The sequence below is a fragment of the Mesorhizobium newzealandense genome (genome assembly GCF_042682145.1).
In the GTDB taxonomy this organism is placed as follows: domain Bacteria; phylum Pseudomonadota; class Alphaproteobacteria; order Rhizobiales; family Rhizobiaceae; genus Mesorhizobium; species Mesorhizobium newzealandense.
In genome coordinates, this window is sequence record NZ_JBHUGZ010000003.1 from 68,113 (window position 1) to 85,888 (window position 17,776).

Consider the following 17,776-nt stretch of genomic DNA (forward strand, 5'->3'; position numbering starts at 1 on the left):
TCGAATTCGGGGAGGATATTCATGACTATTTTGCGACTGAAAGCACTGCTGGGGGCGGGGTGCTTTTCGCTGGCTTTGATCGGGACGGCGATGAACTCGGCGCATGCCGGCGGCATTGAGCGCGGCGGCTACGACATCGACCTGCTGTTTGATCCGGCACCTTTCGCGACGGAAGCCGAATCGACCTTCGTGATGCCGCAACGCAAACTCAAGAATGGCGTGGACACCGACCCAAGCGACGGCGATTTGACGTTCCTGGGCAGCACGGCAAAGGACAGCAAGAGCTACTGGGTGCCGCGCATCGGCGCCAAGGCGGAGCTCGTCAAAGGCGTCGACTGTATGTTCGACTATTCCCAGCCTTGGGGCGCGCACACGAATCCGGGTCTGTGGGCCGGTGCCGAGTCCAACATGGAAACCGACATCAAGAGCAACAACTACGCCGGCACCTGTTCCTACAAGATGGATGCCGGTAAAGGTCAGCTTCGCTTCATCGGTGGTGTCTATTACCAGGAAGTCTATGGCTTCAAGGAAGACCTGGTGTCGCCGCTGGTGCCGGGTTTCCAGGGAACCGGACGTGTTGATCTCAAGGGCACCGGCTGGGGCTGGCGCGCCGGCCTTGCCTATGAAATCCCCGAGATCGCGCTGCGCGCCAGCCTCGTCTACAATTCGCGGGTCAAGCTCGACAATATCTCGGGCACGCTGGACCTGACGCATGTTGGCATGCCAGTGCTGCCGATCTATGGCTCAACGCAGTACATGCCGGACACGGTCGAACTGAAGTTGCAGTCAGGCATTGCGCCCGGCTGGCTCGCCTTCGGCTCGCTCAAGTGGGTCAACTGGAGCCTGCTGCAGAGCGTTCCGATTTGCGTCCAGGGCACTCCCTCGGCGCTATGCGTCACCGGTGATGCTTTGCATTCCGGCCAGATCACCTCGCTGGACCTGATGTATCGTGACGGCTGGACCGTCACTGGCGGCATCGGCCACAAGTTCAACGACGAGTGGAGTGCGGCCGGCCAGCTTTCCTGGGATCGCGGCACTTCGCATGGCTACGGCTCGCAGACCGATACCTGGACCGTGGGCGGCGGCGTCGCCTACACGCCCAAGCCCAACATCGAGGTTCGTCTGGCCGGCGCGATCGGCGTGCTGACCAGCGGCCACTCGGGAACGGTGGCTGGTGAGAACGGCTATGTGGCCGGCGAGGAAGTCAGCTACGACTTCGGCAACGATCTGGTCACGGCGATTACGGGCGGCCTTAAGATCAAGTTCTAAGCCTTTGAAAGTTTTATAGAAAGGCCGGGCATTGCCCGGCCTTTTTCGTTTGAGTTGGCGTCGTTGACGGCCCGCTTATCCAAGCTGCGTTGCATATAAGCCGCATCGCTTTGGCCTCGTGCGATTGTGACGTTTTGGCAACACTTTCTGAACAACCCCTGCGCTAGAAGTCAGGCCAAGGAAATTGCCCATTTCCCGCCATAAACCCGGCGCACCTCGATGTTGTCTCGGGATACGTGCCAAAAGGCTCGGCGATGGGACAGGCCGCACCGCCCGCGGCAAGGAAGAGTATGGACGCCAAAGTCATTTCCAAGGCCAAGCTCCCGAGCCGCCATGTGACCGTCGGTCCGGCGCGTGCGCCGCACCGTTCTTATCTCTATGCGATGGGGTTGTCGGCGGCCGAGATCGCGCAACCGCTGGTCGGCGTCGCATCCTGCTGGAACGAAGCAGCCCCCTGCAACATCTCGCTGATGCGCCAGGCGCAGGTGGTCAAGAAGGGCGTCGCGGCCGCCAGCGGGACGCCGCGCGAATTCTGCACCATCACCGTCACCGACGGCATCGCCATGGGCCACCAGGGCATGAAGTCGTCGCTGGTGTCGCGCGAGGTCATCGCCGATTCAGTCGAGCTCACCATGCGCGGCCATTGCTACGATGCGCTGGTTGGGCTGGCCGGCTGCGACAAGTCGCTGCCCGGCATGATGATGGCCATGGTGCGTCTCAACGTGCCGTCGATCTTCATCTATGGCGGCTCGATCCTGCCCGGCAGCTATCGCGGCAGGCAGATCACCGTGCAGGATGTGTTCGAGGCGGTCGGCCAACACTCGGTCGGCACGATCGGCGATGCCGAACTGCTTGAAATCGAGCAGGCCGCCTGTCCGTCGGCCGGCTCCTGCGGCGCCCAGTTCACCGCCAACACAATGGCCACCGTCGCCGAGGCGATCGGTCTGGCGCTGCCCTATTCCTGTGGTGCGCCGGCACCCTACGAGATGCGCGACCGTTTCAATTTCGCCTCGGGCGAAAAGATCATGGAGCTGATCGCGAAAAACATCCGGCCGCGCGACATCGTCACGCTGAAGGCGCTGGAGAATGCGGCGACCGTGGTTTCGGCCACCGGCGGCTCGACCAACGCAGCGCTGCATCTGCCGGCGATCGCGCACGAGGCCGGCATCAAGTTCGACCTGTTCGACGTGGCGAAAATCTTCGAGAAGACGCCTTACATCGCCGACCTCAAGCCGGGCGGCAAATATGTCGCCAAGGACATGTTCGAGGCCGGCGGCATTCCGTTGCTGATGAAGACGCTGCTCGACCACGGCTATCTGCATGGCGACTGCCTGACCGTGACTGGCCGCACTTTGGCCGAAAACATGCAGCACGTTGCCTGGAATGAACATCAGGATGTGGTCCGCCCGGCCAACAGACCCATTACTCAAACCGGCGGTGTCGTGGGGTTGAAGGGAAACCTTGCCCCCGAAGGCGCGATCGTCAAGGTCGCCGGCATGTCGGAGCTGAAGTTCTCCGGCCCGGCGCGCTGCTTCGATTCGGAAGAGGAATGTTTCGAGGCGGTGACGCATCGCAACTACAGGGAAGGCGAGGTTCTCGTCATTCGCTACGAGGGGCCGCGCGGCGGCCCAGGCATGCGCGAAATGCTGTCGACGACGGCAGCCCTCTACGGCCAGGGCATGGGCGGCAAGGTGGCGCTGATCACCGACGGCCGCTTCTCGGGCGCGACGCGCGGCTTCTGCATCGGCCATGTCGGGCCCGAGGCAGCCGTGGGCGGCCCGATCGGGCTGCTCAGGGATGGCGACGTGATTTCGATCGACGCGGTGAACGGCACGATCGAGGTGGCGTTGTCGGACAGCGAACTGGCGGCGAGGGCAAAGACCTGGAAGGCGCGCACGACCGATTATCAGTCGGGCGCGATATGGAAATATGCACAGACGGTTGGGCCGGCGCGCGATGGCGCGGTGACCCATCCGGGCGGTGCGAAAGAAACACACTGTTATGCGGACATCTGAGTTGTTGAGGTCGTCTGTCTTTTCGGCACTGGTCGTGTTCGCCACTTTTGGCGCGACCTTTGGCGCCGTGGGCCAGGCTATGGCCTTCGACGACAAGGTGTTCGACGACAAGACCGGCGTGAAGCCGCAATCCAGCCCATGGGCGGTGTTCCAGTTCGGCTTCTCCGCCTACAAGAACGGCCACAAGGAACAGGCCGCCGAGGCCTATAAATACGCCGCCGAAAACGGCCAGATCGGCGCCACCTGGAAGCTTGCCCGCATGTATGCCGAGGGCGATGGCGTGGCGCGCGATGACTACGAGGCGTTCAAGTTCTTCTCCGAGATCGTCGACCAGGATGTCGAGCCCGGCTCGCCCGAGGAAAGCTACGTCTCCGACGCTCTGGTGGCGCTGGGCGACTATCTGCGCAAGGGCATTCCCGGCAGCCCGGTCACCGAGAACGAGGTGGCGGCCCAGGAATATTACATGCGCGCCGCCGCCAACTACCGCAATCCGAACGCGCAGTTCGAGATGGGTCAGATGTTCCTGAAGGGCGAGGGCGGCGTGAAGGCCAGCGTCAAGCAGGCCGGGCGCTGGTTCCAGCTTGCCGCCGAGAAGGGCCATGCCGGCGCGCAGGCGACGCTGGGCCATTTGTTGTTCCAGAGCGGCAAGATCGTTCGCGGCCTGGCGATGATGACCGCCGCGCTCGAGCGCGCTTCGCCGGCCGATCAGCCGTGGATCCGCGGCATGCAGGAAGAGGCATTTGCCACCGCCGGCGAAGCCGACCGCCGCACCGCGATCTCGCTGGCTGACGACATCCTCACCAAGGGCGGCAACGCAGACCAGTAGTCTCGCGGCCGCGCTGGCCTCATCGACAGCATTCGATTTCGATGTTGATCAGTTCTCGGTCGGTTCCGTCGGCACCATGCTGGGGGCCGGCGTCGAGATCGGCGTCACATGCAGATGCGGCCCAATCGTATTTTCGGGGCAGCTATCCCCGACCTTCGTCCACGACGTGTTGTTGAGCACCATGTCGCAGCGGGCCAGATGGCTCTGGTCGGCAATCGTCAGGCAGGCGACCTGGCCGACCTGGTACGATTTTCCGTTGGCCAGGCATTCCTGATCGGCGAGGGCCGCTGCAGGAGCCGCCATGGCAAATGCCAAGCCGATCGGACAAAGAGCGATTCGAATAGTCATGGGAACCCCGGCCGCCATGATGATCTCTCATCATGCGCCGGAATGTGGCTATATGAGGTCCAGCGCAGGCGTGTCCGGGGTCAGGACAGGGGCTCTCCGTCAGGCAGGCTGCAGCGCGAGATCGATCGCCACCGGCACGTGATCGGACGGCTTTTCCCAGGCGCGCACATGCTTTTCGATCGAGGCGGAAGAAAACCGGTTGGCGGCTTCCGGCGACAGCAGCAGATGGTCGATGCGGATGCCGTTGTTCTTCTGCCAGGCGCCGGCCTGATAGTCCCAGAACGTGTAGATGTCCTGCGCGTCGGTGACCGCGCGCACCGCCTCGGTGAAACCAAGATTGAGCAGCCGGCGGAAGGCCTGCCGCGTCTGCGGCTGGAACAGCGCATCGCCCAGCCAGTTTTCCGGAAACCGCGCGTCGATCGGCTCGGGAATGACGTTGTAGTCGCCGGCCAGAACCAGGGCCTCTTCCAGCCTCAATCGCTCCTGCGCCCAACGCTCCAGCCGCGCCATCCAGGACAGCTTGTAGGGGAACTTCTTCTCGTCATCGATCGGGTTGCCGTTCGGCAGATAGAGTGAGACGACGCGCAGCGCGCCCTTGTCGGTCGAGAAAACGCCTTCGATGAAACGCGCCTGCTCGTCGGCATCGTCGCCGGGCAGGCCGCGATTGACCTCGTCGAACCGCAGTTTCGACAGGATGGCGACACCATTGAAGCCCTTCTGGCCGTGGGTTTCGACATTGTAGCCAAGCGCCTCAATCTCGGCGCGCGGGAACTGGTCGTCGACTGTCTTGATCTCCTGCAGGCAGACGATGTCGGGCGCGCTCTCGCTCAGCCAATGGGTGAGGTTGCCGATGCGTGCGCGCACGCCGTTGATGTTCCAGGTAACGATTTTCATGGCAGTCTCGATGCTGTTCAGTGGGGCTCTTGCGGCGGGTGGCGTTCGACCAGGCCGATCGTATTGCCAGCCGGGTCCTTTAGGAAGGCCATCCATTCGCTTTCCCCCGCCGGACCGAACTGGCCTTCGGTGTCACGATGGACGAGCGTCGGCGGCGCGGTGAAGGGGACGCCTGCGGCTTTTGCCTCGGCGTGGAAATCGTCGAGGCCTGATATGTCGAGATAGACGGTTCCGGCCGGTATGCCGTCGGTGAACAGCAGCCGCACATCGCCAGCCATGATGAAAGCGATGCCCGGCGGATCGAAGCGCGCATGCAGGCTCATGCCGAGCACATCGCGCCAGAAGGCCAGCGTAGCGTCAAGGTTGCGCCCGGCCGACAACGCGATCTGACGGACCGCGCCGATTGCAGGCATTTCTATATGGAAAAGCTCGTGCCGCAGCCGCAGGAGGCGACGGCATTCGGGTTCCTGATCTGGAACGACTGGCCCATCAGGTCGTCGACGAAATCGATCACCGAGCCGCCCATATAGACCAGCGACAGATCGTCGATCAGCACCGTGGCGCCATCCTTCTCGATGGCGACGTCATCGTCGTTGCGTGTGTCGACCAGGTCGAACTTGTAGGAAAAGCCGGAACAACCGCCGCCTTCGACCGAAACGCGCAGCGCCGTCTTGCCGGCCTCGCCAGAGACAATCTTGGCGATCCGCCTCGCGGCGGCCTCGGTCATGTCGACTTTCATGGCAGTCTTGGCATCCGCGCCCATGGGCGTCACCTTGCTTTCGGTTTCACATGATAGGTATGAAGCGCGAGCGGCCAAGTCAACCGGGCCAAGCCAACTAGACAACTGCGGCATCGATCATGACCAACGAGTTGGGCGACATCGGATTCGGCTATCGGCCACGCGCGGCCTATGCCTGCGATCCGGCAAAGTCGCGCGGGCGGCTTTTCGACGAGGTCGAGAGCCCGACCCGCACGCCATTCCAGCGCGATCGTGACCGCATCATTCATTCGACGGCGTTCCGGCGGCTCAAACACAAGACGCAGGTCTTCATCGCGCATGAAGGCGACCACTATCGCACCCGTCTGACCCATTCGATCGAAGTGGCGCAGATCGCGCGTGCGTTGGCGCGGGCGTTGCGCGGCGACGAGGATCTCGCCGAGGCCGTGGCGCTGGTGCATGATTTCGGCCACACGCCCTTCGGCCATACGGGCGAGGACGCGCTGAATGAGAAGATGGCAGCCTGGGGCGGCTTCGACCACAATGCGCAATCGCTGCGCATCGTGACAAGGCTGGAGGCGCGCTACGCCGAATTCGACGGGCTCAACCTGACCTGGGAAACGCTAGAAGGCCTGGTCAAGCACAATGGACCGCTGACGGATGCCAACGGAAAGGGTCTGAAAGGCCCGGTGCCGCAGGCGATCCGTGATTATTCCGAACTGCACGACCTCGAGTTGGACCGGTTTGCCGGCATCGAGGCGCAATGCGCGGCGATTGCCGACGATATCGCCTACAACACTCATGACATCGACGACGGGCTGCGGGCAGGGCTGCTGACGCTGGACATGCTGGAGACGGTTTCGCTGCCGGGAACGATCCTGAAGGGCGTGCGCGCACGTTATCCGGCTCTCGATGACGTGCGCACCGGCCATGAACTGATGCGGCGCCAGATCACCGCGATGGTCGAGGATGTCATTGTTTCCACCACTGCCAATCTGGAGCGGATCAGACCGCGGAGCGCCGACGCGGTGAGGTCGGCGGGCGAGACGATGGTGACTTTTTCGACCGAAATGGCTGCCTTCGAGAAAGAGCTGAAGGCCTTTCTCTACAAGCATCTCTACCGGCACGAGGAGGTGATGCGGGTGCGCGCCGACGCCGAGCAGATCGTCAGAGAGCTGTTCGATGCCTATTTCGCCGATCCGCGCGCCATGCCGGACGGCTGGCGCGAAGGGCTGGATCGGGCCGACGATCGCATCAAGGCGCGCAGCGTGACCGACTTCCTGGCCGGCATGACCGATACCTACGCACTCAAGGAACATCGGCGTTTGTTTGACCGCACTCCGGATTTGAGCTAGGGCGGGCTCGATTTTGCCGGCCAACAAGCCGGATTCGCTACAAAGCCGCCAGAGTCAGTCTCCAGAGTCACACAAATGAACATCTTCGCCGATTTCACCGCGCGAATCATAAAAGCCGTCGAAGCGCTTGATCTGAAAGACAATGATGGCGTTTCGCCGGACCTGTCGCGCATTGCCGTCGAACCGCCGCGCGACGCCAGCCATGGCGACCTGGCGACCAATGCGGCGATGGTGCTGGCCAAGCCGACCGGCCAGAATCCGCGCGCGCTGGCCGAAAGACTTGCGCAAGCGCTGCGTGAGGACAAGGACGTTGCCGCCACAGAGGTTGCCGGTCCCGGTTTCGTCAATCTCAGGCTCAAGGATGGCTTCTGGCAGGCGCATCTGACCGCGCTGCTTGGCGAAGGCCGCAACTATGGCCGCTCGACGGTTGGCGGCGGCAGGAAAACCAATGTCGAATATGTCTCGGCCAATCCGACGGGCCCGATGCATGTCGGCCATTGCCGGGGCGCCGTGGTTGGCGACGCGCTCGCCAATCTGATGGCCTTCGCCGGCTACGACGTGACCAAGGAATACGTCATCAACGACGCTGGCTCGCAGATCGACGTGCTCGGCCGTTCGGTCGTGCTGCGCTACCGCGAGGCGCTGGGCGACGATATCGGCGAGATTCCGCCCGGGCTCTATCCCGGCGATTACCTGGTCCCGGTCGGCGAGGCGCTGGCCAGGGAGTTTGGCCGCTCGCTGCTGCAGATGCCGGAAGACGAGGCGCTGGCCATCGTCAAGGACCGCACCATCGATGCGATGATGGCAATGATCCGCGAGGATCTGGCTTTGCTCAACGTCCATCACGACGTGTTCTTCTCGGAACGCACGCTGCACGCCGACAATGCAAAGAAGATCCGCTCGGCGATCAGCGACCTGACGCTGAAGGGTCATATCTACAAGGGCAAGCTGCCGCCGCCGAAGGGCGAGAAGCCCGACGACTGGGAGGATCGCGAGCAGACGCTGTTCCGCTCGACCGCCGTCGGCGACGACATGGACCGGGCGCTGGTCAAGTCCGATGGTTCGTTCACCTATTTCGCCGCCGACGTCGCCTATCTCAAGGACAAGATCGATCGCGGTTTCGTCGACCTGATCTACGTGCTCGGCGCCGACCATGGCGGTTATGTCAAGCGGCTGGAGGCGTTGGCGCGCGCGATTGCCGGCGATAGGGTGAAGCTTACCGTGCTGCTTTGCCAGCTGGTGAAGCTGTTTCGCGAGGGTGAACCTGTGCGGATGGGAAAGCGGACCGGGAATTTTGTGACCCTTCGCGAAGTCATCGAGGAGGTGGGACGGGATGCCGTGCGCTTCATGATGCTCTATCGCAAGAACGATGCGCCGCTCGACTTCGACTTTGCCAAGGTGACCGAGCAGTCCAAGGACAACCCGGTGTTCTATGTGCAGTATGCCTCGGCGCGCTGCCATTCGGTGTTCAGGCAGGCCAGCGAGCAGCTAGGCGAGGCCAATTTCGATCGCAACAGCCTGGCGTCCGCCGGTGCTTTGCTGACCGACGAGGGCGAGATCGCCCTTATCCGCAAGCTTGCCGAATACCCGCGCCTGATCGAGTCCGCGGCACTTGCGCTCGAGCCGCATAGGCTGGCATTTTACCTCTATGACCTGGCTTCCAGTTTCCACGGACACTGGAACCGTGGCACAGATAATCCGGACTTACGTTTTGTTAAGGTTAACGACCGACAATTGACGCATGCCAGACTAGGGCTGGTGCAGGCTGTTTCGGACGTTCTGACGTCCGGCCTGACGTTGATCGGAGCCGCTGCGCCCACCGAAATGCGTTAGGTTTGACTAAAAAACCTGTCACCTTTTGCCCACATTGCGCTGGTAAGGGCCAACCCTACGCGACGTCCATGGCGTCCGAATGAGTGCGAGTTCGGGAACAATAATGGCAGACAGAACCCAGCTGAGAGTAGCCGACAACAACGACATCGCTGACGATGATCCGTTCGCGGAACTGACCAGGATCATGGGATTCGACCCGCGCCAGCCGGTCAAGCCGCAAGCGCCCGTCCCGCCGAAGGCACCTGTCGCCGATCAGCCGGCGCAGGAGAGCGATTTCGATATTGACCTCGAGAAGGAACTGATGGGCGAGTTCGGCGCTGACGACAGCGACGCCGCTCCGGTTGCCGAGGCTCATGAGCCGACGTTCGAAACGGCTGATGCCGGCGCGGTGGACGACGACCTTGCGGTGTCGTTCGACGACGGTTTCCATCTGGACGTGGCGGATGTCGACGACCACGCAGCCGTCTCCGGTCATGCGGATGTCGCCAGCCATGCGGATTTGGGCGCTGCCGAAACCGCGCCAACCGTCGAGCCGGCTTTCGGTTCTGATTTCGACAATGCCGTTGCCAGTTCGCTCGAAGACGTTTCGCCCTTCGAGGACGATCAGCCGATGGAGGACGAGCTTGCCGCGTCGCTCGATCAGGACTTCCGGATTGACGAGGAAGCCGACGAGGTCCAGCACGCCGCGGCCATTGCCGACGCGCCTGCTTCGGTCGAGCCGGCCGCCGATCCTGAATTGGGCGATGCGGTTGCGATCTCGCTCGAAGACGAGCTGATGCTCGACGACCATTGGGCGGCGGAACAGTCCTCCACCGCTGCAGATCCGGTCGAATATTCTGTGCCGGCGCAAGCGACCGCGCATGACGTCGAGGCGATCTCCGCCGAGCATTTTACCGGTGATTTCGACGACGCCATGGCTGATGTCGACATGGATTTTGACAGTCGCGCGGAAGAGCCTGTCGCATTCGATGAGCCGGAAGCGCACGAGCCGGAAGCGGATGAGCCGCAAGCGCACGATGTGCTCGCCGATGCCGCGGACGCGAAGGGCGAGATTTCCAGCCCTGAAGGCGCGTCGGATGACGGGTTCGACCTGGACTTCGGCGACACGTTTGCCGAGACGGCCGAGGAGCCGGTCCCTGAGGTTGCAGCCGCTACCGTCCAGCCGGCGGTGCCAGCCGCCATTGTGGCCGAGCCGGTGCACGCCCCGATCGCGGATGAACGAAGCCTGGAAGACGAGTTGAATGCGCTGCTGGGTGCCATGACCGCGCGCGGGGTGCCGGTGGCCAGGGAGCCCGTCACGGCTCAGCCGGCTTTCGCCGCCCAGCCGCCAGTCGCCGCAGTTGCAACGGCCACCGAGGAGCCGGCCGATATTGTCGGTGACCTCGAATGGAGTCTCGACGAACACGCGCCTGAGGAACAGCATCGCCTTGATGCTGCCCAAGCCGCCGATCCCGATCTCGACGATCAGCTGCTCGATGACCTTCAGGATCACGATCTGGGCGCGGATGTCTCCGCGCAAGGTGATGTCGATTTCGACAATGATGCGTTCGACGCGGCTTTGGCCAAGAGCCTGGATGATTCCGCCGCTTCCCGGCACGATCAGGGCGATTCCCGCGATTGGCTGGCAGAGCGTTCGACATCGCCGGAGCCAACCCGCTCGTGGAGCCGCGTGACGCCGGTTCCGCAGCAGCCGGCATTCAGCGCCCAGCCGACCGCTTCGATAGCACCCGGGGCCGTGGCGCCAGCAGTCAGCGCAGCGCCGTCCTACCATTCGACCGAGCCGGCCGAGACCGTCGCCTATGCTGCCCCAGTATCCGAGCCGCAACCGCGACAGTCCGCGCGCTACGAAGACATGCCCGATGTCGAGACAGTCGATGTGCCCGAGCGTGTCGTGGCGCTGGCGGACGATCTCGACATTCCGGAGCTTCACTTCGAGGAAGACGCGCCGGCGGCGCCTGGCTATGACGATCTCGACGCGGAATTCTCCAGCCTTCTCACCGAGATGAATTCAGTGGAGGTTGCTCCTGCTCCGGCAAGCAGCGCCTCTTATAGCGACGAATCCTACAATGCCGGGTTCAATCCTGGACATGAGGAGCCCAAGCCGGCCTACGACGCGGTCAAGCCGGGCTATGACGGGATCAAGCCGGCCTATCAGCCGGAAGCGCGGACCTACACGGCGCGGCCGATGGAAACGTCCGCCCGTGCGACAGCATCGGGCGCCTATGCCGATGCCGCTGAATTCGACCTCAATAGTTTGCCTGGCAGCCAGCCGGTTTCACAGGCGGATGATTTCACCGTCGACGACCTGGACTACGATCCCGAACTGGACGAGGCAATGGCTGTTCCGGGTCTCGGAGAGCGGGCGGCCGCGAAGCCTTCGCGCGGACGTGGCCTGTTCATTGGCGCCATTGTCGGCGCAGTGGCGATCGCTGGCGGCCTCGGCGCCTTTGCGCTGTCTTTCGGCGGCAAGGGCGGCAGCGAAGCACCGGTAATCGTCAAGGCTGACAACGCACCGATCAAGGTCAAGCCGGAAAATCCGGGCGGCACGGTGGTGCCGAACCAGGACAACAAGGTCTACGACGCGGTGGTCAAGGGGACGAAGCCCGCCGAACCGGTCCAGGAAAAACTGGTCACCAACACTGAAGAGCCGGTGGATGTGCAGGCGAAGGATCCTGCCCGCGCCATCGATCTTTCGACTGACCAGAATGCCGCGGCAGCTGGAACCGATGACGGCAATGCCGCTTCGACCGCCAGCGCGGCGCCCGCCGACACCGCAGCGCCCGCCGACACCTCGGCGCCGGCGCCGAAATCCGAGGATCGCATCGCGCAGGTGCTGCAGGAAGCCGACAAGGGCACCAACGCCGATGTCGTCGCTGTTGCGCCGCGCAAGGTGAGGACCATGGTGGTCAAGTCAGACGGTTCGCTGGTGCCGCGTGAGGACCCGGCGCCGGCTGCGCCGCAAGTGGCGGCCGCTGAACCGTCCGACCCTGCGCCGCAGCATGTTGCCCCGTCGGCCCAGGCCGATGCGGACCAGACCGGCACCGTGGCGCCGGCCACCGCCCAGGCGGACGATGAGCCGGCCCTCAAGCCGGCGGCGACAGCCAAGCCCAAGGCTGAGGCCAAAGCGCAGTCGGCCAACACCCCGGCCATGGTTCCGGTAGCGCCGCAGCGCCCGTCCGACCAGCCGGTCGACGTCGTCGGCGAGGTCAAGCCTGACCAGGTTGCGTCCATCGATCCGGCATCGACAGCGGTCGGCGGTGGTTCGTGGTCGATGCAGATCGCTTCGCAGCCGACGGTCGAAAGCGCCAAGTCGACCTACCAGGATCTGCAGCGCCGCTACGGCAGCGTGCTTTCCGGCCGCACCGCCAACATCGTCAAGGCGGAGATCGCCGGCAAGGGCACGTTCTACCGTGTGCGCGTGCCAGCACAGTCGCGCAACGACGCGATCAACCTGTGCACCAGCTACAAGGCTGCCGGCGGCAACTGCTTCGTCTCGCGCTAGCGGCCGATCCAACCAATCAAAGCCGGCGCTGTCCCAGACAGCGCCGGCTTTTTCATGTGGAAGAGATATGTCTTCAAGCGCATGCGACCGGGGGCGATTCCCTTTGATCGCGCGAAGCCCTAAACTCCCGGCATGACCGAATCAAAATCCATGATCCTCGGCTGTGCCGGGAAATCGCTCACTCGCGAAGAAATCAATTTCTATCGCAATGAATGCCCGTGGGCCTTCATCCTGTTTGCGCGCAACATTGGCGAGACCGAGCAGATCCGCGATCTGGTCGCCGAGATGCGCGACTGCATCGGGCGTCCGGACGCGCTGGTGTTCATCGACCAGGAAGGCGGCCGTGTGCAGCGCCTTCGGCCGCCGCTGGCGCCAAATTATCCGGCCGGCGGTGCGCTCGGCGCGCTGTGGCGCGACGACCATGACGCCGGCGCCCGCGCGGCATGGCTGATGGCGCGGCTGCATGCCTTCGACCTGCTGCGCTACGGCATCACGGCGGATTGCCTGCCGGTGCTCGACGTGCCGATCGAAGGCGCCAGCGACGTCATCGGCGCGCGCGCCTATGGCAAGGAGCCGCGACCGGTGATCGAACTCGGCCGTGCTGCCGCCGAAGGGCTGATGTCGGGCGGTGTGCTGCCTGTCATGAAGCACATTCCGGGCCACGGACGCGCCTTTGCCGACACGCATTTCGAATTGCCGACGGTGGACGCATCGCTCAGCGATCTGCAACGGCATGATTTTGCCCCGTTCCGGGAGCTCAACCATCTGCCGATGGCGATGACGGCGCATGTCGTCTACAGCGCCATCGACCCGAAGAACCCGGCGACCACCTCCGGCAAGGTCATCGACGAGATCATCCGGCGCGAAATCGGCTTCGATGGGCTGCTGATGAGCGACGACACCTCGATGAAGGCACTTTCTGGGGATTTCCCGACAAAGGCGGCCTCGATCCTTGCGGCGGGCTGCGATCTGGTCCTTCACTGCAACGGCGTTTTCGAGGAGATGGCCGGCATCGCATCGCGGACCACGGGGCTTGAAGGCAAGTCGCTGGAGCGCGCCAAGCGGGCGCTGACCTATATCAGGAAAAGCGACGCGGCTGAAGAAACCGAGATACGTGCAGAATTCGCCACCTATTTCGATGCGGTGGCCTGACAAAGGAAGCGAGAGGACGTGGCGGAAACATTGGAAAGCAAGGCCGCGAAGGCCGCACCGATGGACCGTCTGTGGGCCGAGAACGACGATTCGCGCGTCACCGGCGATCCGTCGCTGGTCGTCGACGTGGCCGGCTTCGAAGGTCCGCTCGATCTGCTGCTGCATCTTGCCCGCACCCAGAAGGTCGATCTGGCGCGGATCTCGATCCTGGCACTGGTCGAGCAATATCTAACCTTTGTCGAGACGGCGAGGGCGCTCAGGCTCGAGCTTGCCGCCGACTATCTGGTGATGGCGGCGTGGCTGGCCTTCCTCAAGTCGAAGCTGCTGATCCCCAAGCAACCGGGCGACGAGGGCGAAAGCGGCGAGGAACTGGCGGCGGTGCTGCAGTTCCGGCTGAAGCGGCTGGAGGCGATGCGCGACGCCTCGGCGCGTCTGGTCAACCGCAACCGGCTCGGCCGCGACGTGTTCGCGCGCGGCATGCCGGAAATGGTCATCGTCGAAAAGCGTAACGCCTATTCGGCGTCGCTCTACGATCTTTTGACCGCCTATGCCCAGCAGCGGCAGAAGCAGGCGATCAACAATGTGACGATCGCCAGGCGTGGTGTCTGGTCGCTCAAGGACGCGCGCGATATCCTGACCCGCCTGGTTGGGTCGCTGCGCGACTGGGCGACGCTGGAGAGTTTTCTGATCGAATACATGACCAGCCCCGAGGAGCGGCGCACCGCGATCGCGAGCTCGTTCGCGGCCACGCTGGAACTGGTGCGTGAAGGCAGCATGGACATGCGGCAGGACGAAGTGTTCGCGCCGATCTATCTGCGCGGCCGCGTGCAGGCAATCAAGGCAGTCGAGGTGGCATCATGAGCGAACGCGCCAACGCTTCGGTTATCCCGTTCAAGGTCGACGACGAAGCGGACGGGGAGCTGTTTTCCCAGGAACCGGGCGAGCAGGTCCAGAACCCGGCCGAACGGCTGCATATGGCGGAAGCCGTGCGCATGGCCGAGGCGATCGTGTTCGCCAGCGCCGAACCTGTCAGCGAAAAGCAGCTTGCGGCACGCCTGCCCGACGGCATCAACATTGCCGCGGCGATGGCCGACCTGCAGCAGATCTATGCACGGCGCGGCGTCAATCTGGTCCACGTCGGCGATGGCTGGGCGTTCCGTACCGCCGGCGACCTGGCTTTCTTGATGAGCCGCGACACGGTGCAGCAGCGCAAGCTGTCGCGCGCGGCGCTCGAGGTGCTGGCAATCATCGCCTATCACCAGCCGGTGACGCGCGCCGAGATCGAGGACATCAGAGGCGTCGAAACTTCGAAAGGCACGCTCGATACGCTGCTGGAAACGGAATGGGTACGCATGCGCGGCCGGCGCAAAACGCCGGGACGCCCCGTTACCTATGGCACGACCGAGACCTTCCTTGACCATTTCGCGCTGGAGGAAATCCGCGATCTTCCCGGCATGGAGGAACTGAAGGGGGCCGGACTGCTTTCAGGCCGCATGCCGTCGAATTTCTCCATTCCGCAGCCGCCGTCCGATCCCGATGCGCTGACCGACGACGAGGATGCGCTGACCGATATCGATCTCGAGGAACTCGGCCTGCTGACGCCGCGCGTCACGGAAGATTGACTGGCAATGGCGGCCATTCTGTCGAGGATGCGCGGATTCGTAGCGGGCCATCACGCGGAAAATGCGTGACATCCGCTACCCTTTCATAAACTCTGTCGCAGTTGTGTTTGAATCCCAACGCGAAAACGCATAGATCATCGCCAGGGAAAACATTCGAGAGAGATTTGCTATGGGTTCATTTTCGATTTGGCACTGGATGATCGTGCTCGTGATCGTGCTGCTGGTGTTCGGCCGCGGCAAGATTCCCGAGCTGATGGGCGACATGGCCAAAGGCATCAAGAGCTTCAAGAAGGGCATGGCCGACGACGACGTTGCCGAAGACAAGCGCACCGTCGAACATCGTGCCGACGAGACCGTTTCGGCCGCGAAGGAAAAAGCCAGCAAGAGCTGAGCCAAAAGGTTCTAGTCGGAACAGAGTGCCATGTTTGAAGTCGGCTGGACCGAAATGCTGGTCATCGCGATCGTCATGATCGTGGTCGTCGGGCCCAAGGATTTGCCCAATATGCTGCGCACCTTCGGGCGCACGACGGCGAAGCTGCGCGCGATGGCGGCCGATTTCCAGAAACAGTTCAACGAGGCGTTGAAGGAAGCCGAGCTCGACGACGTCAAGAAGTCGGTCGACGAGCTGAGGGGCCTCAGTCCGATGGCTGAGATCAAGAAGCAGCTCAATCCATTCGAACAGGCGGCAGCCGACGTGCGCTCCGGCGTCGACGCGGTGATGAAGCCGAAGCCGGCCGATGATCCGGCAACGCCTGCCGCTTCGACGCTGCAGGCGGCCGAACCGTTGAAGAACGGCGCAACGACCATGCCGGGCGTCAACGGGCCGGAAGCGACGCCGGCCGCGCCGATTTTTCCGGAAATGACCGATGAATCGGTGGTGACGGCGTCAGTGCCGACGGAACCGGTTGTGGCGGCGAAGGCGCTTGCGCCGAAGAAAGTGGCCAAGGCTGCGCCGGCAAAGGCGGCCGCAAAAGCGCCTGCCAAGGCGTCGGCAAATGGCGCAAAGGCTCCCGCGCCGGCGAAAGCGGCGATCGTGAAGACTACGCCTGTATCCAAGGCGCCGGCGACGGTGGTGACGACGGCGGCAAAGTCTGGCACGACCAAAACCGCGAAGCCGACCGCGGTCGCGACCAAGACGATGGCGGCCAAGACGGTCGCGACCAAGACGGGGGCGAAAGCCGAACCGAAGCCTGCCGCGGCGAAGAAGCCGGCGGCCAAAAAGACGGCGGGAGCCGCCAAGTGAGCGTTTCGGACAAGGAAAAGGACGAGATCGAGAAATCGTCGGCGCCGCTGATGGAGCACCTGATCGAGCTGCGCCGACGGCTGATCTGGTCGCTCGGTGGCTTCTTCGTCGCCTTCCTGGTGTGTTTCTTCTTCGCCAAGAAGCTGTTCAACCTTTTGGTCGTCCCGTTCAAATGGGCGACGAAGTGGGCAGGGCTTGATCCGCACAAGGTCGAGCTGATCTACACGGCGCCGCAGGAATTCTTCTTCACGCAGGTCAAGCTCGCCATGTTCGGCGGCATGGTCATCGCCTTTCCGCTGATCGCCACGCAGATCTACAAGTTCATTGCGCCTGGCCTCTACAAGAACGAACGCAACGCCTTCCTGCCGTTCCTGATCGCATCGCCGGTCCTGTTCCTGATGGGCGCCTCGTTGGTCTATTTCTTCTTTACGCCGATGGTGATGTGGTTCTTCCTCGCCATGCAGCAGGCCGGCACCGACGATCAGGTGCAGATTTCGCTGCTGCCGAAAGTGTCGGAATATCTCAGCCTGATCATGACGCTGATCTTCTCCTTCGGCCTGGTGTTCCAGTTGCCGGTGGTGACCAGCCTGATGACGCGGGTCGGCATGCTGTCGTCCAAGGCGCTGGCCGAGAAGCGCAAATGGGCGATTGTTATTGCCTTCGTCGTGGCGGCAGTGCTGACGCCGCCTGATCCGATGAGCCAGATCGGTTTGGCCATTCCGACCATCCTTCTCTACGAGGTCTCCATCTGGGCTGCCCGACTGATCGAGCGCGATCAGGAAAAGCAGCGGGTGGCGCGCGAGAAGCAGGAAGCGGCGGAAGAGGTGGCCGAAAAGCCGGCGGACGTGTCCTCCACATAGGCGATTGCGCGGCGCCCCGCCGGGGTCGGCGGGCCTGGAATCATTGCTTTGTGACGGCAACTATGCTATCGATTTGGGTATGGTGCTGATTTGCGCCAGCGACCCGCCGCCGAGGCGGGTTTTTTATTTCAGGCTCTCG

The 17,776-nt window shown here is 63.2% G+C and carries 16 protein-coding genes; 12 read left to right on the plus strand and 4 right to left on the minus strand.

Annotated features, from left to right (window positions below; all coding sequences use genetic code 11):
• The first annotated feature begins 21 nt into the window (after positions 1-21).
• The 3 genes from ACFSOZ_RS06935 (at position 22) to ACFSOZ_RS06945 (ending at position 4,110) form a co-directional block, all read left to right on the plus strand.
• Complete coding sequence (locus ACFSOZ_RS06935) at positions 22-1,269, plus strand: outer membrane protein transport protein (RefSeq protein WP_379095175.1); 1,248 nt, start codon at positions 22-24, stop codon at positions 1,267-1,269.
• 290 nt (positions 1,270-1,559) lie between these two features.
• The gene (ilvD, locus tag ACFSOZ_RS06940) at positions 1,560-3,284 is read left to right on the plus strand and encodes a dihydroxy-acid dehydratase (RefSeq protein WP_379095178.1); all 1,725 of its coding nucleotides are present in this window, start codon (positions 1,560-1,562) and stop codon (positions 3,282-3,284) included.
• On the plus strand, positions 3,271-4,110 hold the full coding sequence (locus ACFSOZ_RS06945; protein WP_111547387.1) for a tetratricopeptide repeat protein: 840 nt from the start codon (positions 3,271-3,273) through the stop codon (positions 4,108-4,110). The genes ilvD and ACFSOZ_RS06945 overlap by 14 nt, the downstream gene beginning before the upstream one ends.
• A 48-nt stretch (positions 4,111-4,158) precedes the next feature.
• Here the strand turns inward: ACFSOZ_RS06945 and ACFSOZ_RS06950 are convergent, their stop codons facing one another.
• The 4 genes from ACFSOZ_RS06950 to erpA all read right to left on the minus strand — a co-directional run bounded on the left by ACFSOZ_RS06950 (position 4,159) and on the right by erpA (position 6,115).
• Complete coding sequence (locus ACFSOZ_RS06950) at positions 4,159-4,476, minus strand: hypothetical protein (RefSeq protein WP_379095181.1); 318 nt, start codon at positions 4,474-4,476, stop codon at positions 4,159-4,161.
• Between the two features lie 81 nt (positions 4,477-4,557).
• Entirely contained in the window at positions 4,558-5,352 is a 795-nt protein-coding gene (gene xth / locus ACFSOZ_RS06955; RefSeq protein WP_379095183.1) for an exodeoxyribonuclease III, read from the minus strand.
• A gap of 17 nt (positions 5,353-5,369) precedes the next feature.
• Complete coding sequence (locus tag ACFSOZ_RS06960) at positions 5,370-5,765, minus strand: VOC family protein (protein WP_379095186.1); 396 nt, start codon at positions 5,763-5,765, stop codon at positions 5,370-5,372.
• Positions 5,766-5,767: 2 nt separating this feature from the next.
• On the minus strand, positions 5,768-6,115 hold the full coding sequence (gene erpA / locus ACFSOZ_RS06965) for an iron-sulfur cluster insertion protein ErpA (protein ID WP_027024881.1): 348 nt from the start codon (positions 6,113-6,115) through the stop codon (positions 5,768-5,770).
• Positions 6,116-6,210: 95 nt separating this feature from the next.
• Here erpA and ACFSOZ_RS06970 point away from each other — a divergent pair, with 95 nt between their 5' ends.
• From ACFSOZ_RS06970 to tatC, 9 genes are all read left to right on the plus strand, one after another.
• Complete coding sequence (locus ACFSOZ_RS06970) at positions 6,211-7,425, plus strand: deoxyguanosinetriphosphate triphosphohydrolase (RefSeq protein WP_379095189.1); 1,215 nt, start codon at positions 6,211-6,213, stop codon at positions 7,423-7,425.
• A 75-nt stretch (positions 7,426-7,500) separates the two neighbouring features.
• Complete coding sequence (gene argS, locus ACFSOZ_RS06975; RefSeq protein WP_379095192.1) at positions 7,501-9,258, plus strand: arginine--tRNA ligase; 1,758 nt, start codon at positions 7,501-7,503, stop codon at positions 9,256-9,258.
• A gap of 103 nt (positions 9,259-9,361) precedes the next feature.
• Positions 9,362-12,760 carry an SPOR domain-containing protein gene (locus ACFSOZ_RS06980; RefSeq protein WP_379095195.1) on the plus strand — a complete coding sequence of 1,133 codons (3,399 nt, stop codon included), beginning with the start codon at positions 9,362-9,364 and terminating at the stop codon, positions 12,758-12,760.
• A gap of 132 nt (positions 12,761-12,892) precedes the next feature.
• Positions 12,893-13,912 carry a beta-N-acetylhexosaminidase gene (gene nagZ / locus ACFSOZ_RS06985; RefSeq protein WP_379095198.1) on the plus strand — a complete coding sequence of 340 codons (1,020 nt, stop codon included), beginning with the start codon at positions 12,893-12,895 and terminating at the stop codon, positions 13,910-13,912.
• Between the two features lie 60 nt (positions 13,913-13,972).
• Entirely contained in the window at positions 13,973-14,773 is an 801-nt protein-coding gene (locus ACFSOZ_RS06990) for a segregation and condensation protein A (protein ID WP_378923894.1), read from the plus strand.
• A complete protein-coding gene (scpB, locus tag ACFSOZ_RS06995) occupies positions 14,770-15,534 on the plus strand; it encodes an SMC-Scp complex subunit ScpB (RefSeq protein WP_379095201.1) in 765 nt (254 codons plus the stop codon). The genes ACFSOZ_RS06990 and scpB overlap by 4 nt, the downstream gene beginning before the upstream one ends.
• Before the next feature lie 169 nt (positions 15,535-15,703).
• Positions 15,704-15,925 carry a twin-arginine translocase TatA/TatE family subunit gene (locus tag ACFSOZ_RS07000; RefSeq protein WP_095087696.1) on the plus strand — a complete coding sequence of 74 codons (222 nt, stop codon included), beginning with the start codon at positions 15,704-15,706 and terminating at the stop codon, positions 15,923-15,925.
• A gap of 30 nt (positions 15,926-15,955) precedes the next feature.
• Entirely contained in the window at positions 15,956-16,777 is an 822-nt protein-coding gene (gene tatB / locus ACFSOZ_RS07005; RefSeq protein ID WP_379095204.1) for a Sec-independent protein translocase protein TatB, read from the plus strand.
• Positions 16,774-17,637, plus strand: coding sequence for a twin-arginine translocase subunit TatC (gene tatC, locus ACFSOZ_RS07010; RefSeq protein WP_379095207.1), 864 nt, complete (start codon positions 16,774-16,776; stop codon positions 17,635-17,637). The genes tatB and tatC overlap by 4 nt, the downstream gene beginning before the upstream one ends.
• Positions 17,638-17,776: the final 139 nt, after the last annotated feature.

Bases quoted from the DNA above. Each gene is read 5' to 3' on its own strand.
- ACFSOZ_RS06935 (WP_379095175.1), top strand. From the start codon at position 22: ATGACTATTTTGCGACTGAAAGCACTGCTGGGGGCGGGGTGCTTTTCG.
- ilvD (WP_379095178.1), top strand. From the start codon at position 1,560: ATGGACGCCAAAGTCATTTCCAAGGCCAAGCTCCCGAGCCGCCATGTG.
- ACFSOZ_RS06945 (WP_111547387.1), top strand. From the start codon at position 3,271: ATGCGGACATCTGAGTTGTTGAGGTCGTCTGTCTTTTCGGCACTGGTC.
- ACFSOZ_RS06950 (WP_379095181.1), bottom strand. From the start codon at position 4,476: ATGGCGGCCGGGGTTCCCATGACTATTCGAATCGCTCTTTGTCCGATC.
- xth (WP_379095183.1), bottom strand. From the start codon at position 5,352: ATGAAAATCGTTACCTGGAACATCAACGGCGTGCGCGCACGCATCGGC.
- ACFSOZ_RS06960 (WP_379095186.1), bottom strand. From the start codon at position 5,765: ATGCCTGCAATCGGCGCGGTCCGTCAGATCGCGTTGTCGGCCGGGCGC.
- erpA (WP_027024881.1), bottom strand. From the start codon at position 6,115: ATGGGCGCGGATGCCAAGACTGCCATGAAAGTCGACATGACCGAGGCC.
- ACFSOZ_RS06970 (WP_379095189.1), top strand. From the start codon at position 6,211: ATGACCAACGAGTTGGGCGACATCGGATTCGGCTATCGGCCACGCGCG.
- argS (WP_379095192.1), top strand. From the start codon at position 7,501: ATGAACATCTTCGCCGATTTCACCGCGCGAATCATAAAAGCCGTCGAA.
- ACFSOZ_RS06980 (WP_379095195.1), top strand. From the start codon at position 9,362: ATGGCAGACAGAACCCAGCTGAGAGTAGCCGACAACAACGACATCGCT.
- nagZ (WP_379095198.1), top strand. From the start codon at position 12,893: ATGACCGAATCAAAATCCATGATCCTCGGCTGTGCCGGGAAATCGCTC.
- ACFSOZ_RS06990 (WP_378923894.1), top strand. From the start codon at position 13,973: ATGGACCGTCTGTGGGCCGAGAACGACGATTCGCGCGTCACCGGCGAT.
- scpB (WP_379095201.1), top strand. From the start codon at position 14,770: ATGAGCGAACGCGCCAACGCTTCGGTTATCCCGTTCAAGGTCGACGAC.
- ACFSOZ_RS07000 (WP_095087696.1), top strand. From the start codon at position 15,704: ATGGGTTCATTTTCGATTTGGCACTGGATGATCGTGCTCGTGATCGTG.
- tatB (WP_379095204.1), top strand. From the start codon at position 15,956: ATGTTTGAAGTCGGCTGGACCGAAATGCTGGTCATCGCGATCGTCATG.